Here is a 23,304-nt window from a genome sequence, read left to right as displayed (position 1 = left end):
TCCGCACGTCCACACAGCCCCGCGCCCCTTACGGGCGCAGTTCTGACCGGAACTGCTCAGTGCCGCTGCATCCGGTTGGCGATCGCGTGGCCGATGAACAGGTAGACGACCGCCGCCAGGCCGTATCCTGCCACCACCCTCGCCCACGCCTCGTCGAAGGTGAACAGGTCGCGTGACCAGCCGGCCAGCCAGGCGGCCGCGTTGTGGATGAACTGGACCAGGCTGTTCGCCCGGTTCGCGTCCAGCAGGTACATCATTATCCAGAGGCCCAGTATGAGGGCCATGATGTCGGCGACGACCGCGACGACCGTGCCGGCCTGGTTGTGACGATATCGAGGGGACATGCCCTCCGGGTTGCCGCCGATCGGTCCTTGAAACCTGAACCTGGTGCCCCCGAGTGGCGCAGCGCCGCCATCTGGGTGAGGCTGCCGGAGGAAGCAACCGCTCGGGGAGGACATCGAGACACACGGGAGGACCCCGTGCCCGTACCGATACGGCGCCTGGTCGTCGCGCTGACCCTCTGCTGCGCACTCGTCGCCGGTGTGACCGCATGCAGCACCACGCAGAGCAAGTCCACCGACACCGGCATGGCCGCGGTGCCCGTGGCCGACACGCCCAGTCCGAGTACGTCCGCCGAGAAACAGAAGTTCGCCAAGACGCGGTTCGTCGCCAACGCGTCACTCGCGGCCGGCGCCACCTACCAGTGGATCGTCAAGCCCTGGAAGGCCGGCAAGTTCAAGAAGGGCGCCCACGGCCGCACCTTCGCCCTCATCAAGGCCGGTCTCGCGGGCACCTTCGCCTACAACCGGCTCCAGGCCGCCAAGCGGAACGCCCAGGGCGACCCGCTGCTGTCCAAGGCCGTCGCCCCGCTCTCGTCCGGCATCGACGCGCTGAAGGACCTGCCGTCCAAGCTCCGCAAGGGCGACGGGAACGCGGCCAGTTCGTTCAACGACGTCATCAACAACGTGAAGGACGCCGGAAAGAGCGCCGACGCCCCGGTCACCAACAAGGTGCCTTCGACGTCTCAACTCACCCACTGAGCAACGTGGTTCGGGTTCGGCGCCGGAGTGTCCGAACCGCTTTGGGCGGCGACCGTCCGAGGCGGACCCCGGCGCCGTGCGCCGCCGCGTCCTGCTCGCCCCTCCTCCGGTCCGCCGCCCGGGGCGGCTAGGAGTTGAGCTCCGCGAGGACCCGCAGTGTGTGCGGGTCGGGGGCCAGCGCCAGCAGGTCGGTCACCGGGCCCTTGCGCCACGACTCCAGCCGCTCGGCGATGCGTTCGCGCGGACCGACCAGCGAGATCTCGTCGGCGAAAGCGTCCGGCACGGCCAGTACGGCCTCCTCGCGCCGCCCGGACAGGAACAGTTCCTGGATCCGCCGCGCCTCCTCCTCGTACCCCATGCGCGCCATGAGGTCGGCGTGGAAGTTGCGGGCCGCGTGGCCCATCCCGCCGATGTAGAAGCCGAGCATGGCCTTCACGGGCAGCAGCCCGGCGGCCACGTCGTCACAGACCTTCACCTGTGCCATCGGGGCGACCAGGAAGCCCTCCGGCAGCTCCGTCACCGCGGGCCCGTACACCTCGGGCCGGCTCGGCGCCCAGTACAGCGGCAGCCACCCGTCGGCGATCCGGACCGTCTGGGCGACGTTCTTCGGCCCTTCCGCGCCGAGCAGGACCGGCAGGTCGGCCCGGAGCGGGTGGGTGATCGGCTTCAGCGGCTTGCCGAGACCGGTGGCGTCCGGCCCTCGGTACGGATGGGAGTGGAAGCGCCCCGCCGCCTCCACCGGCCCCTCCCGGCGCAGTACCTGCCGTACGACGTCCACGTACTCCCTGGTCGCGGTCAGCGGCGACTTCGGGAACGGGCGGCCGTACCAGCCCTCCACGACCTGCGGCCCGGACAGGCCGAGTCCCAGCATCACCCGGCCCCCCGACAGGTGGTCCAGGGTCAGCGCGTGCATCGCGGTGGTGGTCGGCGAGCGGGCCGCCATCTGGGCAACGGCCGTACCCAGCTGGATCGTTGACGTCTGCGCGGCGATCCAGGTGAGCGGGGTGAACGCGTCCGAGCCCCAGGACTCCGCCGTCCACACCGAGTGGTACCCGAGCCGCTCCGCCTCCCGCGCCAGCGGCACATGGTCCGGAGAGGGACCCCGCCCCCAGTATCCGAGTGCCAACCCGAGCCGCATACGAGCCTCCTGACGGCATGTCAGACCGAGTTCCGGACTGTACGACAACGGCCCCCCACCCGGAAGGGAGAGGGGCCGTACGCGGTCCTGCGAGGATCAGCCGCGCTGGATCCCGGAGGTGTCCTGCAGCACGCCGCGGCGGCCGTCCTGGGTCTGCGCCACCAGCGCGCCACCGCGCTGCTCGACGGCCAAGTACCAGGTTCCCGGCGCCAGTTCAGCGATCGGCGCGGCCGAGCCGTCCTCCGCGAACAGCGGCCGGGCCACCGGGACGGCGAACCAGAACGGCGAGAAGTCGGGCGCGGGGCCGGCCGGCTGCTGCTGTGCGGCGGCCGGGGTCTGCTGCTGGCCGAACGGCTGACCGGCCTGCGGCTGGGCGCCGTACGGCTGGCCGGGCTGCGGGGCTGCGGCGCCGGGGTAGCCGTAGCCGCCGGAGGGCTGGGCACCGTAGGGCTGGGGGGTCTGCGGCTTGGGGGCCGGGACCAGGGCCGCCTGGAGGGCGGGGACCAGCGGGGTGGCGATCGCGGCCGCGGCCAGCAGCAGGGCGGCGATCAAGCCGAGGATCAGACCGGATCCGGCGCCGATGTCGAGGGTGTTGAAGTCGTCGAACGCGCCCAGCGGGTCGATGGTCGACCAGAACGCGGTCCACACCGAGAACACGGTGAGACCGACGCCGATCTGGCCCAGGTCGAGACCGACGAACTTCAGCGGCTGCGGCAGCGCGCGGGCGAGGACGATCAGGACCGCGCCGGCGATACCGCCGACGTACATGCTCATCACCAGGCCGAGGTTGTCCCAGGCGTTCGGGGCACCGTTGCCGGACTTGTCGAACGTGTCGAGGAACGACGCGATGAACAGCAACACCGCTGCTCCGATCACCACGCCGTCGCCTCTAGTGAGGGAGCGGATATTCACTTCAGGTCCTTCGTAGGTCGTCTCGTCGGCGGAGGAGGCGTCGCGGGGGTGCCCCTCATCGTAGGAATCGCAGGAAGGACACTATCGTTCGTACGATCGGCGTGTCCGCCCGGACCAGTCCGCCGATGCCTACCCGCGCAGGAAACTCACGATTCCCTCAGAGATTCCCTGCGCCGCCTTCTGCCGCCAGGTCCCGCTCGTCAGGAGTGCCGCGTCCTTGCTGTCGCGCATGTTGCCGCACTCGATGAACACCTTGGGAACCGTTGACAGATTGAGACCGCCGAGATCCTTGCGTACGTCGAGGCCGGTGCCGTTTCCGACGTAGTTGGACGGAGAACTGCCGGTCACCTTCGCGAAATCGCTCTCGATGTGCTCGCCGAGGGTGCGCGAGGGGCCGACGATCGGGCGGGTGTCGGCGCCGCCGGCGTGCACGGTGGCCGGGAGGATGACATGGAAGCCGCGGTCGCCCTCGGGCGCCCCGTCGGCGTGGATGGAGATGGCCGCGTCCGCGTGCGCGTCGTTCCCGATCTGGGCGCGCTGGGTCACGCACGGCCCCCAGGCGGGCTTGTCCCCGTCGTGGGTGAACTTCACGGTGGCGCCCTGCCGCTCCAGCAGGGTCCGCAACCGGTGCGCGACGTCGAGCGTGAACCGCGCCTCGCTGTAACCCGCGTTGGTGGCCGTCCCCGTCGTGTCGCACTCCTTCCAGTTCGTCCCGATATCCACCTTCTGGTTGATCTCGGACGTGTGCTGGAAGTTCCCCGGGTTGTGCCCCGGGTCGATGACGACGATCTTGCCCTTGAGCGGAGGGGCCGCACTGGGGCTCGGCACCTTCGCGTCATCGCCGGGCGACACGGGCGCCGACCGAGGCGCCGCCGCGTTCGCCTCCCCGCCACCGCTCCCACCGGGCTTCCCCACCCCCTCGAACACCACCCATCCGAGCAGCGCACCGGGCACGAGCGCGGCGAGAGCGACAGTCATGGGCGCTCGCCGAGAGCGCCGCTGCTGCGGGGAATCGAATTCGGGGCCTGTGTACGACACATCAGCCACCCTAGCGGCCGTCCACGGCGTCCACGCGGTCCAAGAGGGCCGATGGGATGACGGCGCGACACCGGCCCCCGGCAAGAGGGGACGCCGGTTCCGGCCGCGCCCTCAGATCCCGGCCCCCGTTCGCCGCAGCACGCGCAGCGAGTCCTGCGCCGAGACCTCCGTGAACGCGCGCGACTCCAAAGCACGAAGGTAGACGCGGTAGGGGGCCTGGCCGGTGAACTCGTCCTTCGGGTCCGGGAAGACGTCGTGGATCAGCAGGAGCCCGCCCCGCGCCACATGGGGGGCCCAGCCCTCGTAGTCGGCGGTGGCGTGCTCGTCGGTGTGGCCGCCGTCGATGAAGACGAGGCCGAGGGGCGAGTTCCAGAAGGAGGCGATCTGGGGGGAGCGGCCCACCAGGGCGACGACGTGGTCTTCGAGGCCCGCCCGGTGCAGCGTCCGGCGGAAGGTGGGCAGCGTGTCCATCAGCCCCAGCTCCGGGTCGACCGTCTCCGGGTCGTGGTAGTCCCAGCCCGGCTGCTGCTCCTCGCTGCCCCGGTGGTGGTCGACGGTGACAGCGGTGACCCCGGCGGCACGCGCCGCGTCGGCGAGGAGAAGCGTGGAACGCCCGCAGTACGTCCCGACCTCCAGGAGCGGGAGGCCGAGTTCCCCGGCTTCGACAGCGGCCGCGTACAGCGCCAGCCCCTCGTGCAGGGGCATGAACCCCTTGGCCTTCTCGAACGCGGCGAGCGTCTCGGGCTGGGGCGCGGCCACGGCCATGGGGGTCCCTTCGGTCGTACGACGTTCCGGCCACCCATGCTGCCGCACCCCCTGCCGGAGTCCGACAGGGGGTGCGGATGCAAGGTCCTCAGGGTTGGCGTCAGGCCGAGACGGTCTCCACCGGCAACGAGAGATCGAGGTCGACGGCCCGGTCATCCCCCGCGTGCGACGCCGAGGAAGCCAACGGCCCGTGCCCCAGTGCCTTCGCGGCCAGCACGTACGCCCCCTCGGTGGGCACCGCGAGCACGTACGTACCGTCGTCGCCGGACAGCGTCGCCCCCGCCTGCCGCCCCCGCCGGTCGATCAGCGTGACCTTGGCGCGGGCCACCGGGACGCCCGCCGCGTCGAGCACGCGCCCGCGGAAACCGCGCAGCACCTCCTCGGCGTTGGCCAGCGCGACGTCCTCCTCGCTGCTCGCGCGCAGCTGCGTGTGCTGGGCGGCCTCCGCCGCCGGCCGGCTCCGCTTGGGCAGCAGCAGGGCGAGGACCAGGCCCACGGCCACCGCGCCCGTCGCGATCATGAAGGAGACCCGGAAACCGTGCATGGTCGGGATGGCGACGCCGCCCACGTGGTTCGCCGTGTTGGCCAGCACCATGCCGATGACGGCGCTGGACACGGACGTACCGATGGACCGCATCAGGGTGTTGAGACCGTTCGCCGCGCCCGTCTCCGACGCGGGGACCGCACCGACGATCAGGGCGGGGAGGGAGGAGTACGCGAGGCCGATGCCCGCGCCCAGCACCACGGCGATGACCAGGCTCTGCCAGGCCGCGCTCATCAGGCCGAGGCCCGCGCCGTAGCCGATACCGATGATCAGCATGCCGAGGATCAGGGTGGTCTTGGGGCCGTACTTGGCGGACAGCCGGGCGTAGACGGGCGCCGTGACCATCATCGTCAGGCCCAGCGGGGCGACCAGCAGACCCGCGGTGACCATCGACTGGCCGAGCCCGTAGCCGGTGGCCTTCGGCAGCTGGAGCAGCTGCGGCAGGACCAGCGAGACGACGTAGAAGCTGACCCCGACCATGATCGAGGCGAGGTTGGTGAAGAGCACCGCCGGGCGGGCGGTGGTGCGCAGGTCGACCAGCGGGGCCTTGACCCGCAGCTCCATCACGCCCCACAGGACGAGGACGACGGCGGACGCGGCGAAGAGCCCGAGCGTGGTGCCGGAGGTCCAGCCCCAGTCGCTGCCCTTGGTGATCGGGAGGAGGAAGAGGACCAGGCCCACGGAGAGCCCGATCGCGCCCAGCACGTCGAACGTGCCCGCGGCGCGCGCCGGGGACTCGGGTACCGCGACGAGGGTGAGGACGATGGCGATGACACCGAGGCCGGCGGCGCCGTAGAACAGGGCGTGCCAGTCGGCGTGCTGGGCGACCAGGGCCGCGGCGGGCAGCGCGAGGCCGCCGCCGACGCCGATCGAGGAGCTCATCAGGGCCATCGCCGAGGCGAGCTTCTCGCGCGGCAGCATGTCGCGCATCAGGCCGATGCCGAGCGGGATCGCGCCCATGGCGAAGCCCTGGAGGGTACGGCCCACGATCATCGTGAGCAGTTCGCTGGTGAGTGCGCTGATCAGCGCACCCACCACCATCACGGAGAGGCTGAATATCAGCATCCGCCGCTTGCCGTACAGGTCGCCGAGGCGGCCCATGATCGGAGTGGCCACGGCGCCCGACAGGAGCGTCGAGGTCAGCACCCAGGTGGCGTTGCTGGGCTCGGTGCCCAGCAGTTGCGGCAGGTCCTTGATGACCGGAACGAGCAGGGTCTGCATCACCGCGACCACGATGCCCGCGAAGGCGAGCACCGGGACCACGGCCCCGCTCGCGCCCCGGGCGGGCTGGTCGGTCGTCGTGTGCGTCATTGAGTGAGGCCTCCGGGCCAAGAGAGTGACGGGCAGAGCGGGGAGAGGCGGGATCCGCCGCGGATAAGTGGTGGGTAAACCTCGTATGCACAGGCAACTATTCCGTTGCTTCGAGCTGCTAACGAATTCTTGACCGTCCCATGGGTTTCTGATCTGCCGTCAGGCCCTGGTCAATTTATGGAACGTGTTCTAGCCTCACGCGCCATGAGTGCCGCGATGAGTTCCGTCAGGGCCGCGAAGGCGTACGTCGCCGGGGTCGGAATGACCAGGTTCGAGAAGCCTGAGACCCGTGATTGGCAGTACTGGGAAATGGTCCGGGAGGCGGGCGGCTCCGCACTCGCGGACGCGGGGATCTCGTACGCCGATGTGGAACAGGTTCCTGTCGGCTACTGTTTCCAGCCCTCCACCGCCGGCCAGCGCGCCGCCTATGAGCTGGGTCTCACCGGCGTCCCCGTCTACAACGTCAACAACAACTGCGCCACCGGCGCCACCGCCCTGATGCTGGCCCGTCAGCTCGTCGAGGGCGGCGCGGCCGACTGCGTCCTGGCCCTCGGCTTCGAGAAGATGAAGAAGGGCGCGCTCGGAAGCGGCGCGGACGGTGGGGACTTCTCCACCTCTCCCGTCGCCCGGCACTACGGCGTCATGGCCGCCCGGCACGGCTTCGAGACGACCCCGCCCACCGCGCAGATCTTCGGCGACGCGGCCCGCGAGCACATGGAGCGGTACGGCACCACCGAGGCGCAGCTCGCGGCCGTGGCCGCCAAGAACCACCGGCACTCCGCGCACAACCCGTACGCCCAGTTCCAGGACGTGTACGACGTGGCCGGCATCCTCGCCGCCCGCACCGTCCACCGCCCGCTCACCAAACTCCAGTGCTCGCCCACCTCCGACGGCGCGGCGGCGGCCGTGGTCGTCTCGGAACGGTTCGCCGAACGGCGCGGGCTCACCGGCCTCGTCGAGATCGTCGCGCAGGCGATGACGACGGACACCGAGGAGTCCTTCGCGTCGGGCTCGTGCATCGACGTCGTCGGGCAGCCGATGTCACGGGCGGCGGCCCGCCAGGTGTACGACCGCTCAGGACTCGGCATCGAGGACGTCGACGTCGTGGAAATGCACGACTGCTTCTCCGTCAACGAGCTGCTGACGTACGAGGCGCTCGGCATGTGCGCGGTGGGCGAGTCGGGCAAGCTCGTCGAGTCGGGGGCGACGACGTACGGCGGACGCTGGGTGGTGAACCCCTCCGGAGGGCTCATCTCCAAGGGGCACCCGCTGGGCGCGACCGGCCTCGCGCAGACCGCCGAACTGGTGTGGCAGCTGCGGGGCACGGCGGGGGAGCGGCAGGTGCCGGGCGCGCGAGTGGGGCTCGCGCACAACATCGGGCTGGGCGGCGCGGCCGTGGTGACCATGCTCCGGAAGACGGTGTAGGCGAGGCGCCGGTGCGGGGCGGGTGTAGGCGGTGTGACGGCGAAAGGCGCGGTGCGGGGCCGTACAGGCGGTACGGCGAAGGGCGCGGTGCGGGGCGGTGTCAGCCGTGTGACCGACCGCGAAAGGGGCGGTGTAGGCCGCACGACCGAGGCCGGGTGGGCCGAAAAGCCGATGCAAGGACCGTAACCGGCTTGAGAGCATGACGGTCATGCTCGAAGCCGCGGACACCTCACGAATATCCCGCCGTACCGCACCCCCCACCTGGCTGGTGGTGGCGCTGGCGTGCGCCGGGCAGTTCCTGGTGGTGCTCGACGTGTCCGTGGTGAACGTGGCGCTGCCGTCGATGCGTGCGGACCTGGGGCTGAGCGCGTCCGGCCTGCAGTGGGTGGTGAACGCGTACGCCATCGCCTTCGCCGGGTTCATGCTGCTCGGCGGGCGGGCCGGTGACCTCTACGGCCGTAAGCGGATGTTCCTGGTCGGGCTCGGTCTGTTCACGCTGGCCTCGCTCGGCGGCGGCCTCGCCCAGGACGGCTGGCAGCTGCTGCTCGCCCGGGCCGTGCAGGGGCTGGGCGCGGCGGTCCTCGCACCCTCGACACTGACCCTGCTCACGGCCGCCGTGCCGGAGGGCCCGGCCCGGGCGCGGGCGATCGCCACCTGGACGGCGGTCGGTGCCGGCGGCGGCGCGGCCGGCGGGCTGGTCGGCGGGGTGCTGGTGGACACCCTGTCCTGGCGCTGGGTGCTGCTGATCAACGTGCCGGTGGGCGCGCTGGTCCTCGCCGGGTCCGTGCTGTGGCTGACGGAGAGCCGGGCCGGGGCCGGACGGCGGCTCGACCTGCCCGGCGCGCTGCTGGTGACGGCGGGCCTGGCGACCCTGGCGTACGGCGTCTCGCAGACCGAGGCCAAGGGATGGACGTCGGCCGCCACCCTGGTCCCGCTGGCCGCCGGGCTCGCGCTGCTCGGGCTGTTCCTGGCCGTCGAGGCGCGCACGGCGGCCCCGCTGATGCCGCTCGGCCTGCTGGCGCGACGGAGGGTGGCGTCGGCCAACGCGGCCATGCTGGTGTCCGGTTCGGCGATGTTCTGCATGTGGTACTTCATGACGCTCTACGCCCAGAACGTCCTCGGCTACTCCCCGCTGGAGGCCGGGTTCGCCCTGATACCCAGCTCGGTCGCGGTGCTCGTCGGCTCCAAGACGGCGCCCCGGCTGATGCGGCGGGCGGGCGCGCGGACGGTGGCGGTGGCGGGCACGCTGGTCGCGGCGACCGGCTTCGGCTGGCAGTCGACCATGGGTCCGCACGGCGCCTACCTGACGGCGATCATGCTCCCCGGGATCCTGATGATGCTGGGCGCGGGCCTGGCCGCGACCCCGCTGGCCGCACTGGCCACCTCCGGGGCGGCGCCGGCGGAGGCCGGACTGCTCTCGGGGCTCATCAACACCTCGCGCACGATGGGCGGTTCGCTGGGGCTCGCGGTGATGTCGACGGTCGCGGCGGCCCGGACCGGCACGGGCGGCGGGGCCGCGGCCCTGACCGAGGGGTACGCGCTGGCCTTCCGCACCAGCACCGGGGTGCTGCTGGCCGGCACGGTACTGATGCTGCTGTGGCTGCCGGGAAGAATTCCGCCGACGTCTGCCGGATGAGGCAACGGTCCGGACGGCTCGTGGACTCCTCATTACATCTAGGAGGTGCCCATGGGGGAGCGGGAGAACGCTCGGAACGAGGAGTTCCAGAGTTTCATGACCGGCCGCTGGCCACGGCTGATGCGTACGGCTTTTCTCCTCACGGGGGAGCAGCACGCCGCCGAGGACCTGGTCCAGTCGACGCTCGAACAGGTCTTCGTGGCCTGGCGCAAGGTCGGCTCGGCCGATGATCCGGAGGCGTACGTACGGCGCGTGATGATCAACGCGCACGCTCGCCGGCACAGAAGGAAACTCAAGGAGTTCCTCGCGCCCAGGGACGATTCGGGCCTGGTGCGCGAGGTGCCCGACACGGGGGACCGGATCGCCCAGGCCGACGACCGCAGCGCCCTGCTCAAGGCACTCGCCCAACTGCCGCCGCGGCAGCGGGAGGCGGTGGTCCTGCGCTACTGGGAGGACCTGACGGAGACCCAGGCGGCGGAGGCGATGGGCTGCTCGGTGGGCACGGTCAAGAGCAACGCGGCCAAGGGGATCGCGAAACTCCGTGCCATACCGGGACTGGCCGAGACGGTGACGCAGGGAGGGCGTGGGTGATGAGCGCGAACCGGGAGAACCACGGCATGACACAGACGGAGTCGGACATCGCCTTCCTCCTCGCGGACGCCGCGGACGAGGTCGAGATCGGCATAGCCCCTGTCCAGGCGGTGATGCGCGGCGGCAGGCGGCGCCGTGCCCGACGGTGGGCGGTGGCGGGGGCCACGGCGCTGGCGCTGGCCGTCGGCGCGACGGCGGGGACGCTGGCGGTGACGGGGCTGCCGGGCGGGGGTCACGGGGACCGGGGCGGTGAGGTGGCGGTCCGGCCGGCGTCACCGGAGGAGCGTCATGTGTACACGCCGGAGTCGACGGACCTGGCGTTCGGCGACTACCAGGGCAAGGAGTGGGGCGTCGGGGTCATGGTGTGGGGCGCGCCGCTCACCCGTGCCGAGGCCGAGAAACAGTGGAAGGCGATGGGCGACTGGGGGGTCGAACCCGCGGACGCGGACAAGCCCGCCGACCTGATCGGCAAGACGTCCTTCTTCGCCGCCCGCAGTTACGCCGGATTCCGCCGCCAGGTGGTCATGTTCAACACGGTGCGGGGGGTGGAGCCGCTCTCGGGCACCGACCTGGACGCCGCCGCCGCAAGGCTCGGCGACGATCCGGCGAGCGCCGACCGGCTGGTCGTCGGCAAGGTCGCCACGACCGCCGCGGAGGTCACCTGCCACTGGAAGGACGGCACCTCGACCCGGGTCACGCGCGTTTCCGCCGACTCCCCGTCCTACTCCGGGGAGTCGGAGCTCCGGCCGGTCCGCGACTACCCGGGGGCCAACTGGTTCGTCTGCGTGGCCCCACAGGGCACCACCTACGAGTCGGCGGAGGTGACGAAGTAGCACCGCGGAGCGTGGCGGGAGGTCACAGCCAGCCCTGCTGCCGTGCCTCCCGTACCGCCTCCGTGCGGTTGCGGGTGCCGGTCTTGCCGATCGCGGCGGACAGGTAGTTGCGGACCGTCGACTCCGACAGATGCAGCTTCGCCGCGACGTCGGCGACGGTCGCGCCGTCCACCGAGGCCTTCAGGACGTCGCACTCGCGGACGGTGAGCGGATTCGGCCCGGCGCTGAGCGCGGCCGCCGCGAGCGCCGGGTCGACCACGGTCTCCCCGGTGAGCACCTGCCGGATCGCCCGGGCCAGGTCCTCGACCGGACCGTCCTTGACGAGGAAGCCGGCCGCGCCGGCCTCCATGGCCCGGCGCAGATAGCCGGGCCGGCCGAAGGTGGTCAGGATCAGCACCCGGCAGTCGGGCGCCTGGTCGCGCAGCTCCGCCGCCGCGTCCAGGCCGCTGATGCCCGGCAGTTCGATGTCGAGGAGGGCCACGTCGGGCCGGTGGGTCAGCGCGGCGTCCACGATCGCGTCACCCGCCGCGACCTGGGCGACGACCTCGATGTCCGGCTCCATTCCGAGCAGGAGGGCGAGGGCTCCGCGCATCATGCCCTGGTCCTCGGCGAGCAGCACCCTGATGGACTTGGCGGGCCGGTGGTCCCGGGGCATCTCGTTCGCAGGCTCGTACACAGCCCAAGCCTAGCCGCAGGCCCGGGAATTAAAGAGTGGTCATTGTTCCGCGCCGCAGGGCTTGACGGCGGTTGACCGTGCTCAAACAATCACCTCTGCAATTCTCTGAATTCCCGGCCAATGGTCGGTATTTCGACCGCTGAATAGGTTCGGTATTTCGGTCGAACGGCGTTCGGTATACCGGCCAGGCACCCGCACCGCCCTACGAGGAACCGAAGAAGAGGTGCATCGTGTTCTCAGTGTCCCTACGAGTTCTGCGCTCCTGTCCGCCACGGGTCAGGAGAGCCGCGCTCTCCGCGCTCGCGGCCTTCGCCACCGTCGCCGCGCTCGTCGTCGGGGCCGGCGCCCCGCAGGCCGCCGCCGCGGGTCCGCTGCCCTGTGACGTCTACGCCACCGCCGGCACGCCGTGCGTCGCCGCGCACAGCATGGTCCGGGCGCTGTACTCGTCGTACAGCGGCTCCCTCTACCAGGTGCAGCGCGCCTCCGACAGCGCCACCGCGAACATCGGACTGCTGGCCACCGGCGGATACGCCAACGCGGCCGCGCAGGACTCCTTCTGCTCCGGCACGACCTGCATCGTCACCAAGATCTACGACCAGTCCAGCCGGCACAACGACCTCACCGTCGAGGGCGCCGGCGGGGCCGGCGCGGCCGACGTCGGGGCCCCTGCGGACGCGCTGCCGGTGACCGTCGGCGGCCACCAGGTCTACGGTCTGGAGATCTCGGCCGGCATGGGCTACCGGGACAACTCCACCTCCGGTGTGGCCACCAACGGCGCTGCCGAGGGGATGTACATGGTCACCTCCGGCACCCATGTCAACGGCAGCTGCTGCTTCGACTACGGCAACGCCGAGACCAACAACAAGGACACCGGCAACGGCCACATGGACGCCATCAACTTCGGCACCGAGTGCTGGTTCGCGCCCTGCTACGGCTCGGGGCCCTGGGTGCAGGCGGACCTGGAGAACGGGCTGTTCCAGTCCAACCTCGGCTACAGCACCAACTCCTCCAACACCGGCACGGGCGCGACACCTTTCGTCACCGCGTTGCTGAAGAACAACGGACAGGACCATTTCGCACTGAAATGGGGAAACGCGCAATCCGGCGGTCTCACCACCACGTATTCCGGCGGTGAGCCCACCACCAGCGGCTACTCGCCCATGCACCAGGAGGGCGCGATCGTCCTCGGCACCGGCGGTGACAACAGCAACGGCTCCATCGGCTCCTTCTTCGAGGGTGTGATGACCTCCGGCATCCCGACCGACGCCGCCGACAACGCCGTCCAGTCCAACATCGTCTCCGTCGGCTACGGCGGCGCGACCGGCTCCACCGGCACCCTCAGTCCCGGCTCGGAGATCTCCCTGAAGGCCACGACGTCCTGCTGCACCACCGACTACGTCCGCCACCAGGCCAACGCGGCCGTCCTCTCCGCCATCACCGCCGGCAGCTCCGCCCTGGACAAGAACGACGCCACCTGGATCGTCCGCCGCGGACTGGCCGGCAGTTCCTGTGTCTCCTTCGAGTCGCGCAACTACCCGGGCGACTTCCTGCGCCACTACAACTTCAAGCTCCTGCGACAGCCCATGGACGGCACCGCCACGTTCAGAGCCGACGCCACGTTCTGCCCGGAGACCGGCAAGAGCGGCACGGGCACCTCGTTCGCCTCGTACAACTACCCGACGCGATATCTGCGCCACTACAACTACAACGTCTACATAGCGAGCGACGGCGGTTCCAACGCCTGGGACAGCGCCACCTCGTGGACCGACGACGTGAGCTGGGTCGTCAGCTCGCCCTGGGCGCCGTAGGCGCCACCGTCATAGCGGCCAGCAACTCCACCGACTCGGTGGGGAGTTTCGCGGTGACCGTGAAACCGCCGCGTGGCGACGGGCCGGCTTCGAGCGAGCCGCCCGCCGCCGCGAGGCGCTCGGTCAGCCCCTTCAGACCGGTGCCGCCGACGCCCGCACGGCGGGGCTCGGCGGCGCTCGTGCCGGTGCCGTCGTCGCCGACGGTCAGCCGGACCCGCTCGGCGCCGCTGTCGACGGTGATCTGGCAGTGGGTGGCGTCGCTGTGCCGGATCACGTTGGTGACCGCCTCGCGCACCACCCAGCCCAGCAGCGTCTCGGTCTGCGGGGCGAGCGGCGTCCCGGTCTGTCGGACGACCGGCTCGACGCTCGCCGCCGACAGGACCGAGCGGGCCCGGTCGAGTTCCGTGGCCAGGCTGCCCTCGCGGTAGCCGGTGACCGCCTCGCGGATCTCGGTGAGCGCCTGCCGGCCCACCGACTCGATGTCGGAGATCTGGGAGAGGGCCGCGTCCATGTCACGGGGGGCGAGGCGCCGGGCCGCCTCCGACTTGACGACGATCACCGAGAGGGTGTGGCCGAGCAGGTCGTGCAGATCCCGGGAGAAGCGCAGCCGCTCCTTCTCCACCGCGCGCCGGGCCAGCTCCTCGCGGGCGGCGCGCAGCTCCCGTACCGCCTCGGACAGGGAGAGGATCGCGGCGGTCACCATGGTGGACAGGAAGGTGCCATAGGCGACGTTGATCGCGTCCCAGCCCGCCCGGAACACGGAGACCGCCGCCGCGAGGGCGGTCAGCGAGAGGCCGATCTGACCGAGCCGCGGGCCGCGCAGACAGGCCCCGGTGGCGAGGCCGAGCAACGGGAAGAAGTACAGCCAGCTGCCGCCGTAGCCGAGGGCGAGGCCGCAGGTGATCAGGCCCATCAGGCCGAGCGCCACCCGCGTCGAGACCGCCTCGCGCGCCTCCTTCACGAAGGAGCGGAACACGACGTAGATGTAGAGGGAGTTGAACGCGAACAGGCCCAGGCCGCCGATCCAGGGGTTGGGGGTCTTGCCCTGGAGGAGGTTGGAGAAGGAGCCAAGGCCCAGCAGCAGCCACGGCAGCAGGGAGAAGCCGGTCGGCGGCGGACCCGGGTTCTCGGGCCACTCGCCCTTGCGGCGCGCCTCCTTCCGCGCGGCCTTGAACTCCCTCATGTCGGTCTTCCACTGAGCCCGCGCCGCCCGCCAGCGGCGTGCCTGGCAGGTGATCCCTCGCATCCAGGACATCGTTCTCGCTCCCCCGGTCACACGGTCCGCCCGGTCCGGCGGTACGCCACCACAGCGTACGAACCGAACGCGAACAGCCAAGCCGTCAGGACCGCGATCGCGCCGAGTGCCGGGGTGTGCCCGTCGGCGACGGCGGTGCCGAGTTCGGCGAAGCGGTTGGTCGGGGTGTACGCCGAGACGGCGCGCAGCCAGCCGGGGAACAGGCTGATCGGGAACCACAGGCCGCCGATCACGGCGAGCCCCAGGTTGCAGGCCATGTTCGCCACGCCGGTGGTCTGGGCGGTCAGGCCGTAGCCGTTGGCGAGGCCGAGCAGCGTGAAGGGGATCGAGCCCAGCCACAGCAGCAGCGCGATCCCCGCCCACTGCCAGGGCGCCAGCCGTACGCCGTTGACCAGGCCGCCCGCCAGGAGCACCGCGAGGATCGCGGGCAGTACGGTCACCGAGCCGGTCAGCGCCCGGCCGAGGACGACCTGGCGCGGGGTCATCGGGGTCACCCGGAGCTGCCGCAGCCAGCCGATCGCCCGGTCCTCGGCGACCCCGCCGCCGGTGTTGAGGGCGGAGCCGACCGCGCCGTAGGCGGCCATGCCGACCATGGCCTGGGTCCGGTAGCCGCTGTCGTCGCCGCCCAGGTTGGTGAAGAGCAGGTACATCATCACCGGCATCGCGATCCCGCCGATCACGAAGCCGACGTCGCGCAGGGTCCGGCGTACTTCGAGGCGCAGGTAGTCGAGCATCAGACGGTCTCCGTCTCAGCGGCGGTGCGGGTGGGGGAGGTGCCGTTCGGGGCGGCTTCGCGGGGCAGCGGGCCGGGCACCGCGCCGTCTCCGGTTCCCGGGCCGGACGTCAGGGCCAGGAAGGCGTCGTCGAGCGAGGCGGGGGTGACCTCCAGGCCACGGATCGCGTTCCGGGCGGCCAGCGCGATCACGGTCGCGTCCGAGTCGTCGGTGCGCAGCAGCGCACGGTCGCCGCGCACTTCGAGGGACCGCACACCGGGCAGCCGCGCCAGGCCCTCGGTGCCGCGGCCCGCCAGATCGAAGGAGACGAGGCTGCCGCCGGCCGCCCGTTTGAGCTGCTCGCCGGTGCCGTCCGCGACGATCCGGCCGCGGTCGATGACGAGGATGCGGTCGGCGTGGGCGTCCGCCTCCTCCAGGTAGTGCGTGGAGAACAGGACGGTGTGGCCGCGCCGGGCGTACGCGCGCATCGAGCGCCAGAACGCGTGCCGCGCCTCCACGTCCAGGGCGGCGGTCGGCTCGTCCAGGACGACCAGCGACGGGTTCCCGGCCAGTGCCACGGCGAACCGCACGCGCTGTGTCTGGCCGCCCGACAGACGGTCCACCCGGCGCCCGGCCAACTCGCCGATACCGGCCAGCTCCAGGGCCTGTGTGACGGGCATCGGAGCCGGATAGCGCCGGGCCACGAAGGTGACCAGCTCGCCGACGGTGACCCGCGGCACCGCCCGTGCCTCCTGGAGCATCGCTCCGACCAGCCCGCCGCGTACGGCCTTCGCCGGCTGCGCGCCGAAGAGTTCGACCGTGCCGGCGTCGGGCGTGTTCAGCCCGAGCAGCAGCGAGATCGTCGTCGACTTGCCCGCGCCGTTGCGGCCGAGCAGCGCGACCGTCTCGCCGCGCCCTATCTCCAGGTCCACCCCGTCCACCGCGCGTACCGTCCCGAAGGTCTTGACCGCCCCCGCGAAGGACACGGCACGCTCTGTCGGGCCTGCTGTCCCACCTGTCCATGTCATGGCTACGACGCTACGAAACCGGGCTCCCGCGCGGCAGATGTTCTTGTACGGACTCGCGCATGACAAATGTCATGGCCCGTCACGACTGAATCTGACACTGTGTCAGGAGCCTTCACAAGTGTGGAGCGCTCGGCTATACAAGGGGCGCTGGACTGGAACGCGTTCTAGGGGCTTCCCCTTGGACCCGCCCCGTGGACGACCTCGGTGCGGCCGACGGTGCGGACGGTCGTGCCGAGGTCTTGAGACACCTCAGGAGCCGTATGCCCATCGACGCAGCCAAGGCCCTCGCCGCCGAACCCCGGTCCGGGGAGATCCACTGGGAGCGCCGGGACGTCCAGCTCTACCACCTCGGCATCGGCGCGGGCCGCCCCGCCACCGACCCCGACGAACTGCGCTACACCCTGGAGTCCCGGCTGCACGTCCTGCCCAGCTTCGCCACCGTGGCGGGGGCCGGCTCACCCGGAGTGATCAGCGGACTGTCCATGCCCGGCGTCGACGTCGACCTCGCCAAGGTCCTGCACGGCGGCCAGTCGCTCACCGTCCACCGTCCCCTCCCCGTGCGGGGCTCGGCCACCGCCACGGGCCGGATCGCCGCCGTGTACGACAAGGGCAAGGCGGCCGTCCTGGTGATGCGCACCGAGGTCGCGGACGCCGACGGCCCGCTGTGGACCAACGACGCGCAGATCTTCGTACGGGGAGAGGGCGGCTGGGGCGGCGACCGCGGCCCGTCCACTCGGCTCGACCCGCCCGCCGGCGAGCCCGACCGGACCGTCGAGCGGCCGATCCGCGAGGACCAAGCCCTGCTCTACCGCCTCTCCGGCGACTACAACCCGCTGCACGCCGACCCGGAGTTCGCCAAGCTCGCCGGCTTCGACCGGCCCATCCTGCACGGGCTGTGCACCTACGGCATGACGCTCAAGGCGGTCGTGGACACGCTGCTCGGCGGGGACGTGAGCCGGGTGCGGTCGTACGCGACGAGGTTCGCCGGGGTGGTCTACCCGGGGGAGACCCTGCGCATCCGCATGTGGCGGGGCGACGCGCAGGTCCGCGTGGCCGTCGGTGCCGTCGAGCGGGACGACGCACCCGTCCTCGCCGACACGATCGTCGAACACTCCTGATCCCGCTCGAGCCGGCTTGATCCTGCTTGAGCCAACTTGATCCACTTTGTTCCGGAACGCAGTCGAGGGGAGAGCCGCACCATGCGCGCAGCCGTACTGCAGGAAACAGGCCAGGAGAAGCTTGAGGTCCTCGACGACGTCGAGGCGGTCGGGTTCGGCCCCGGCAGGGTGCGGATCCGGGTGCGCGCCACCGGGCTGTGCCACTCGGACCTGTCGGCGATGAACGGGGTGCTGCCGCAGCCGGCCCCGTTCGTGCCGGGCCACGAGGGCGCGGGCGAGGTCCTGGAGGTGGGGGAGGGCGTCACCCGGGTCAAGCCCGGCGACCGGGTCGTCGTCTGCTGGCTGCCGGCCTGCGGGGCCTGTCCGGCCTGCAGGCGCGGGCAGACCGAGCTGTGCCTGGCCGGGTTCATGAACGCCGGCACCCCCAACTTCAGGCGCCCCGGCGGTGACGTCTTCGGCTTCGCGGGCACCGGCACCTTCGCCGAGGAGGTCGTGGTCGACGCCGGGTGCGCGGTACCGATCCCGGACGACGTGCCCTTCGACATCGCCGCGCTGATCGGCTGCGGGGTCACCACCGGGCTCGGCGCGGCCCTCAACACGGCCGACGTGGAGGCCGGTTCGTCGGTCGCCGTGATCGGGTGCGGAGGGGTCGGGATCTCGGCGATCCAGGGGGCACGGCTCAAGGGGGCGGCGGAGATCGTCGCCGTCGACCCGGTCGCGTCCCGGCGCGAGGCCGCGATCGGGTTCGGCGCGACCAGGGCGGTCTCGCCCGACGAACTGCCCGGCGCCAAGCAGGAGGTCACCGCCGGCGAGGGCTTCGACTACGTCTTCGAGGTCGTCGGCAGGTCCGCGACCGCCCGCACGGCGTACGAGAACACCCGGCGCGGCGGCACCCTCGTGGTCGTCGGGGCGGGTGCCATGGACGACTTCCTCCAGCTCAACATGTTCGAGCTGTTCTTCGACGAGAAGCGGATCCTGCCGTCGATGTACGGCGGCGGCGACGTGGTCGGCTCCTACGAGCGCACGATCGCCCTGTGGCGGGCCGGCCGCGTCGACCTGGAGGGCCTGATCACCCACCGGTTGCCGCTGGCGGAGATCAACGAGGCCCTGGACCAGATGCGCACCGGCACCGCGCTGCGCACCTGCATAGAGATCTGAGGGGCCGCCGTATGTCGGAGAAGCCACTGCCGGAGGGATCGCTGCCGGAGAAGCCGCTCGAAGGGCTCAGTGCGATCGTCACCGGCGCCGGCCGGGGGCTCGGCCGGGCCGAGGCGCTCGAACTGGCCCGGCTGGGCGCGGCCGTCGTCGTCAACGACTTCGGGCAGCCGGGCCGGGACGGCTCCGGCACGGCCTCCACCGGCCCCGCCGAACAGGTCGCCGAGGAGATCCGCGCGGCGGGCGGCCGGGCCGTCGCCCACACCGGAGACATCGCGGACTTCTCACAGGCGCGCGACCTTCTCACCCTGGCGGCAACCCAGTACGGCAAGCTGGACATCCTCGTCAACAACGCCGGCATCCTGCGCGACCGCATGGTCTTCTCCATGACCGAGGACGAGTGGGACTCGGTGATCCGGGTCCACCTCAAGGGCCACTTCAACACCACCCGCTTCGCGGCCGCGCACTGGCGGGAGCGGTCCAAGGCGGCCGGCGGCGCGAGGGTGTACGGCCGGATCGTCAACACCTCCTCCGAGGCCTTCCTCGCCGGTTCCGCGGGCCAGCCCAACTACGCGGCCGCCAAGGGCGGCATCGTCGGCCTGACCACCTCCACCGCCCTCGCCCTCGCCAAGTACGGCGTGACCGCCAACGTGATCTGCCCGCGCGCCCGCACCCGGATGACCGAGGACGTCTTCGCCGGGTTCGAACAGCCCGCCGAGGGCCTCGATCCGCTCGCCCCCGAGCATGTCGCCCCGCTCGTCGGCTACCTGGCGTCCCCGGCCGCCGAGCGGGTCAACGGCCAGCTGCTGGTCGTGCACGGCGGCATGGTCGCGATCGTCGAACGGCCGCGGGTCCAGGCCCGGTTCGACAGCAAGCAGGACACGTTCAGCTACGACGAACTCGACGCCGTGCTCACCCCGCACTACGCCGACCGGCCGCCGGGGGAGACCTTCGCGGCGGCGGAGGTACTGGGGCTGAAACGGCAGTAGCAGCACAGACGACAGCGGCCCCACCCCCAAGGGCGGAGCCGCTGTCGTACGACGTACCGTCAGGCCGCGGTCTCGGCCGGCTCCGGCTTGCGGTGCCGGCCGCTCGGGGCCGATTCGCCGTCCTGGGCCGAGACCGGACCACGGTGCCTGCCGTGGCTGTCGGACTCCTGCAGGTCGGCGGACAGGTGCTGAGACGTGCTGGTGTCGCTCATCGGAAGAATTCACCCCGTCAACATGATCTTTCTTACAGCGCGGTGAGTTTAACCAACCCACCACGGGGCGAATCCAGGCGGCCACGCCGACCGGTGCTACTTCGTTACAAGCCTTCTCTACTTCGTTACGTGCCCTCCCAGCGGGGCCTGTTGCAGGGGCACCGGCCGGGCCATGACAGGCTCCGGAGGATCCGGTTCCGCCGACTCCCCGGGCGTACCCGACGCCCCGGCAGCCGTGCCGTCCCGAACCGGATCCCCCGGGCCCGCGTCCCCCGGCCCCCCGTTCTCCCCCGTCTCCCCCGAGCCCCCCGTTCCCCCCCAGGGCACCGCGACCTCCGCCACGCCGCACGGGACCTCCCCCGTGGCGTACGGCAGCCGCAGCACCCCGTCCTGCGTCCACAGCCCGGCGCCCGCCAACCACCCCTCCGGCGCCGGGAGATGGCACACCCCGCGGTCCCTTGGCCGCCAGGCGCCGACCCAGCTGCCCAGCGGACCGTCGATGCGCAGCGCCACCCCGCAGCTCTCCGGCATCAGCACCAGCCCCGGCTGGATCGCGAACGGCGTCACCGTGCACTCCGCCAGCCGCAGGCTCTCCGGAAAGCGCACCGGCAGCGTGCTGCCGAGGACACCCCAGCCCAATCGTTCCTGCCCGGGGGAGGGCGCGTCCGAGCCGACCAGGATCAGCCCGCTGTCCGGGTCGGCGACCAGCAGCCGGTCGTCGCTGTCCGCCGCGATCTGCAGCAGCGGCGACACCTCGCCGCCCCGCTCCAGATCGACCACGACCGCCTTGGTCCGCCCGCCCAGCTTCCGGTCCAGGGCCAGCATCCGCCCGCCGCGGTCCAGCCAGACCCCGCCCGAACAGCGCCCCGGAACCACCGCGAGCCGCTCCGGCCCGAAGGCCCCGCCCGCCACCAGCCACACGGTGGAGGAGCGTTCCCCCACGGCCAGCGCATACGCGGCACGGCCCCCCGGCGCGGACGGCAGCAGCCGTAGCGACGTCCCCGCGTCCGGGCACACGACCGCGCCCAGCGGCAGCTCACCGGTGCCGGGCCCGGTCGGATAGAGCAGGGCGAAGTGGTGCCGGTCGTCCACCAGCCGGTGGATGAGCACCCGCCCGTCGCCCATCGGCTGCACCTCCGTGCCCGGCTCCTCGGGCTGGTTGCCGGGCAGCGGCACGGCGTACGGCTCGAAGCCGTCCAGCGTCCACCGCTCCGGGTACCAGGAACCTTCCTGCTGGACCAGCCGGGCCGCGTACGCCCCGTCCGCCGTGATGGTGCAGCCCGCTCTCGGCGCGCTGTCGTCCTCGTCCGCAGCCGAGGGTTCGATCGCACAGACCGTCATCGCTCGGTCACCTCCGGCCACGAAGCTAGTTTTCGCACGCACAGACGGGGGAGCGGCAGCCGACGGCTTCACACATACGGGTGCACACTCGACGATTCGCCTGAGGAAACGGGGACGGGTGTGCTGGGCGTCGCCTCCCGTGGGCGAGCAGGTACGGCCCCGGGGAACAGGCAGGTAGCCTTTCCCCGTGCCCCGTCTGTCAGAAGTCATCGCCGCGCTGGAGAACCTGTGGCCCGCCGAGCGGGCCGAGTCCTGGGACGCGGTCGGCACCGTCGTGGGCGACCCCGACCAGGAGATCACCCGGGTCCTGTTCGCCGTGGACCCGGTGCGGGACATCGTCGACGAGGCGGTGAAGCTGGGCGCCGACCTGCTGGTCACCCACCACCCCCTCTACCTGCGCGGGACGACCACGGTCGCGGCGAGCCACTTCAAGGGCCGCGTGGTGCACACCCTCATCAAGAACGACATCGCGCTGCACGTCGCCCACACCAACGCCGACACCGCAGACCCGGGTGTCTCCGACGCGCTCGCGGGCGCCCTGGACCTGCGGGTGGTACGCCCCCTCGTCCCGGACCCCACCGACCCGGAGGGCCGCCGGGGCCTGGGCCGCGTCTGCGAACTGGACCACCCGGTCACCGTCGGCGAACTCGCGCGCCGGGCGGCCGAGCGCCTCCCCGCCACCGCGCAGGGCATCCGCGTCGCCGGCGACCCCGAGGCCCTCGTCCGTACGATCGCCGTCAGCGGCGGCAGCGGCGACAGCCTCTTCGACGTCGTACGCGCCGCCGGGGTGGACGCCTTCCTGACGGCGGACCTGCGCCACCACCCGGCTTCCGAAGCCGTAGCCCACAGCCCCCTCGCGCTGCTCGACGCGGCGCACTGGGCCACCGAATGGCCCTGGTGCGAACTGGCCGCAGCCCAGCTCGACGAGATCTCCGACCGCCACGGCTGGGACCTTCGGGTGCACGTCTCCAAGACGGTCACCGACCCCTGGACCAGCCACTCCCCCTCCCTTGGAGCCCCCAACTGAACGCCGCGCCCGCCGACCAGATCCGACTCCTCGACGTCCAGGCCCTGGACGTCCGCCTCCAGCAGCTGGCGCACAAGCGGAAGTCGCTGCCCGAACACGCCGAGATCGACTCGCTGACGAAGGACCTCACCCAGCTGCGCGACCTGCTGGTGGCCGCGCAGACCGAGGAGAGCGACACCGCCCGCGAGCAGACCAAGGCCGAGCAGGACGTGGACCAGGTGCGCCAGCGCGCCGCCCGCGACCAGCAGCGCCTGGACTCCGGCGCGGTCACCTCCCCGAAGGACCTGGAGAACCTCCAGAAGGAGATCGTCTCCCTCGCCAAGCGCCAGGGTGACCTGGAGGACGTCGTCCTGGAGGTCATGGAGCGCCGCGAGTCCGCCCAGGAGCGGGTCGCCGAACTGACCGAGCGGACCGGCGCCGTCCAGGGCCGCATCGACGAGGCCACCGCCCGCCGCAACGCCGCGTCCGGAGAACTCGACGCCGAGGCGGCCAAGGTCACCAAGGAGCGCGAGGTCATCGCGGGCGCGATCCCGGCGGACCTGCTGAAGCTCTACGACAAGCTGCGCGAGCAGCAGGGCGGCATCGGCGCGGCCAAGCTGTACGCCCGCAGCTGCCAGGGCTGCCGCCAGGAGCTCGCCATCACCGAGCTGAACGAGATCCGCTCGGCCGCGCCCGACACCGTCGTGCGCTGCGAGAACTGCCGCCGCATCCTGGTCCGCACGGCCGAGTCCGGCCTGTAGTAAGGGGCT

General features: G+C 71.7%; 23 protein-coding genes. 11 read left to right on the top strand and 12 right to left on the bottom strand.

The features are described from left to right. Positions 1-56 precede the first annotated feature (56 nt). On the bottom strand, positions 57-344 hold the full coding sequence (locus ACZ4N4_RS03060) for a hypothetical protein (protein ID WP_360486818.1): 288 nt from the start codon (positions 342-344) through the stop codon (positions 57-59). Between the two features lie 135 nt (positions 345-479). Here ACZ4N4_RS03060 and ACZ4N4_RS03055 point away from each other — a divergent pair, with 135 nt between their 5' ends. Further along, positions 480-1,040: a hypothetical protein gene (locus tag ACZ4N4_RS03055; RefSeq protein WP_467583764.1), complete on the top strand. Its 561-nt coding sequence runs from the start codon at positions 480-482 to the stop codon at positions 1,038-1,040. A 127-nt stretch (positions 1,041-1,167) separates the two neighbouring features. Here the strand turns inward: ACZ4N4_RS03055 and ACZ4N4_RS03050 are convergent, their stop codons facing one another. The 5 genes from ACZ4N4_RS03050 to ACZ4N4_RS03030 form a co-directional block, all read right to left on the bottom strand. Beyond that, a complete protein-coding gene (locus ACZ4N4_RS03050) occupies positions 1,168-2,178 on the bottom strand; it encodes an LLM class F420-dependent oxidoreductase (protein ID WP_467583761.1) in 1,011 nt (336 codons plus the stop codon). Between the two features lie 96 nt (positions 2,179-2,274). After that, on the bottom strand, positions 2,275-3,090 hold the full coding sequence (locus tag ACZ4N4_RS03045; protein WP_467583758.1) for a hypothetical protein: 816 nt from the start codon (positions 3,088-3,090) through the stop codon (positions 2,275-2,277). Positions 3,091-3,219: 129 nt separating this feature from the next. Next, entirely contained in the window at positions 3,220-4,128 is a 909-nt protein-coding gene (locus ACZ4N4_RS03040) for an N-acetylmuramoyl-L-alanine amidase (RefSeq protein WP_467583755.1), read from the bottom strand. A 111-nt stretch (positions 4,129-4,239) separates the two neighbouring features. Beyond that, entirely contained in the window at positions 4,240-4,893 is a 654-nt protein-coding gene (locus ACZ4N4_RS03035) for a class I SAM-dependent methyltransferase (protein WP_467583751.1), read from the bottom strand. 100 nt (positions 4,894-4,993) lie between these two features. After that, positions 4,994-6,748 (bottom strand): MFS transporter, encoded by a 1,755-nt coding sequence (locus tag ACZ4N4_RS03030; RefSeq protein WP_467583748.1) that lies wholly within the window; start codon positions 6,746-6,748, stop codon positions 4,994-4,996. Between the two features lie 216 nt (positions 6,749-6,964). Between ACZ4N4_RS03030 and ACZ4N4_RS03025 the strand changes: the two genes are divergently transcribed. The 4 genes from ACZ4N4_RS03025 (at position 6,965) to ACZ4N4_RS03010 (ending at position 11,233) form a co-directional block, all read left to right on the top strand. Next, positions 6,965-8,173 (top strand): lipid-transfer protein, encoded by a 1,209-nt coding sequence (locus ACZ4N4_RS03025; protein WP_467583745.1) that lies wholly within the window; start codon positions 6,965-6,967, stop codon positions 8,171-8,173. A gap of 208 nt (positions 8,174-8,381) precedes the next feature. Then, on the top strand, positions 8,382-9,809 hold the full coding sequence (locus tag ACZ4N4_RS03020) for an MFS transporter (RefSeq protein ID WP_467583742.1): 1,428 nt from the start codon (positions 8,382-8,384) through the stop codon (positions 9,807-9,809). Positions 9,810-9,860: 51 nt separating this feature from the next. After that, a complete protein-coding gene (locus ACZ4N4_RS03015; RefSeq protein WP_450759585.1) occupies positions 9,861-10,400 on the top strand; it encodes a SigE family RNA polymerase sigma factor in 540 nt (179 codons plus the stop codon). Further along, positions 10,400-11,233: a hypothetical protein gene (locus tag ACZ4N4_RS03010; RefSeq protein WP_467583739.1), complete on the top strand. Its 834-nt coding sequence runs from the start codon at positions 10,400-10,402 to the stop codon at positions 11,231-11,233. The genes ACZ4N4_RS03015 and ACZ4N4_RS03010 overlap by 1 nt, the downstream gene beginning before the upstream one ends. 22 nt (positions 11,234-11,255) lie before the next feature. Here the strand turns inward: ACZ4N4_RS03010 and ACZ4N4_RS03005 are convergent, their stop codons facing one another. Next, positions 11,256-11,888, bottom strand: coding sequence for a response regulator (locus ACZ4N4_RS03005; RefSeq protein ID WP_467585299.1), 633 nt, complete (start codon positions 11,886-11,888; stop codon positions 11,256-11,258). A 260-nt stretch (positions 11,889-12,148) separates the two neighbouring features. On the opposite strand from ACZ4N4_RS03005, the gene ACZ4N4_RS03000 reads away from it, so the two are divergent. Then, a complete protein-coding gene (locus ACZ4N4_RS03000) occupies positions 12,149-13,717 on the top strand; it encodes an alpha-L-arabinofuranosidase B (RefSeq protein ID WP_467583736.1) in 1,569 nt (522 codons plus the stop codon). Here the strand turns inward: ACZ4N4_RS03000 and ACZ4N4_RS02995 are convergent. The 3 genes from ACZ4N4_RS02995 to ACZ4N4_RS02985 are packed head-to-tail and all read right to left on the bottom strand — an operon-like array spanning position 13,695 to position 16,713. Continuing rightward, positions 13,695-14,972 carry a sensor histidine kinase gene (locus ACZ4N4_RS02995; protein ID WP_467583733.1) on the bottom strand — a complete coding sequence of 426 codons (1,278 nt, stop codon included), beginning with the start codon at positions 14,970-14,972 and terminating at the stop codon, positions 13,695-13,697. The genes ACZ4N4_RS03000 and ACZ4N4_RS02995 overlap by 23 nt on opposite strands. Positions 14,973-14,989: 17 nt before the next feature. Then, entirely contained in the window at positions 14,990-15,706 is a 717-nt protein-coding gene (locus ACZ4N4_RS02990; protein ID WP_467583729.1) for an ABC transporter permease, read from the bottom strand. Next, the gene (locus tag ACZ4N4_RS02985) at positions 15,706-16,713 is read right to left on the bottom strand and encodes an ABC transporter ATP-binding protein (protein WP_467583727.1); all 1,008 of its coding nucleotides are present in this window, start codon (positions 16,711-16,713) and stop codon (positions 15,706-15,708) included. The genes ACZ4N4_RS02990 and ACZ4N4_RS02985 overlap by 1 nt, the downstream gene beginning before the upstream one ends. A gap of 260 nt (positions 16,714-16,973) precedes the next feature. Here ACZ4N4_RS02985 and ACZ4N4_RS02980 point away from each other — a divergent pair, with 260 nt between their 5' ends. The 3 genes from ACZ4N4_RS02980 to ACZ4N4_RS02970 all read left to right on the top strand — a co-directional run bounded on the left by ACZ4N4_RS02980 (position 16,974) and on the right by ACZ4N4_RS02970 (position 19,975). Continuing rightward, positions 16,974-17,831 (top strand): MaoC/PaaZ C-terminal domain-containing protein, encoded by an 858-nt coding sequence (locus tag ACZ4N4_RS02980; RefSeq protein WP_467583724.1) that lies wholly within the window; start codon positions 16,974-16,976, stop codon positions 17,829-17,831. Positions 17,832-17,912: 81 nt separating this feature from the next. Further along, positions 17,913-18,989 (top strand): Zn-dependent alcohol dehydrogenase, encoded by a 1,077-nt coding sequence (locus ACZ4N4_RS02975; RefSeq protein ID WP_467583722.1) that lies wholly within the window; start codon positions 17,913-17,915, stop codon positions 18,987-18,989. Positions 18,990-19,000: 11 nt separating this feature from the next. Beyond that, positions 19,001-19,975, top strand: coding sequence for a 3-oxoacyl-ACP reductase (locus tag ACZ4N4_RS02970; protein ID WP_467583719.1), 975 nt, complete (start codon positions 19,001-19,003; stop codon positions 19,973-19,975). 59 nt (positions 19,976-20,034) lie between these two features. On the opposite strand, the gene ACZ4N4_RS02965 is transcribed toward ACZ4N4_RS02970, so the two are convergent. Continuing rightward, positions 20,035-20,187, bottom strand: coding sequence for a hypothetical protein (locus tag ACZ4N4_RS02965; RefSeq protein WP_467583716.1), 153 nt, complete (start codon positions 20,185-20,187; stop codon positions 20,035-20,037). Positions 20,188-20,304: 117 nt separating this feature from the next. Then, complete coding sequence (locus tag ACZ4N4_RS02960) at positions 20,305-21,528, bottom strand: hypothetical protein (protein ID WP_467583713.1); 1,224 nt, start codon at positions 21,526-21,528, stop codon at positions 20,305-20,307. 187 nt (positions 21,529-21,715) lie between these two features. Here ACZ4N4_RS02960 and ACZ4N4_RS02955 point away from each other — a divergent pair, with 187 nt between their 5' ends. Together ACZ4N4_RS02955 and ACZ4N4_RS02950 are read left to right on the top strand one after the other, a co-directional pair. After that, positions 21,716-22,555 carry a Nif3-like dinuclear metal center hexameric protein gene (locus ACZ4N4_RS02955; protein ID WP_467583711.1) on the top strand — a complete coding sequence of 280 codons (840 nt, stop codon included), beginning with the start codon at positions 21,716-21,718 and terminating at the stop codon, positions 22,553-22,555. Next, on the top strand, positions 22,552-23,295 hold the full coding sequence (locus ACZ4N4_RS02950; protein WP_453575331.1) for a zinc ribbon domain-containing protein: 744 nt from the start codon (positions 22,552-22,554) through the stop codon (positions 23,293-23,295). The genes ACZ4N4_RS02955 and ACZ4N4_RS02950 overlap by 4 nt, the downstream gene beginning before the upstream one ends. The last annotated feature ends 9 nt before the right edge of the window (positions 23,296-23,304 follow it).

It is taken from the genome of Streptomyces sp. NPDC026538 (assembly GCF_055567535.1).
Note: the sequence above shows the minus strand (reverse complement) of the source record. Positions and strands in the feature narration are given on the sequence as shown.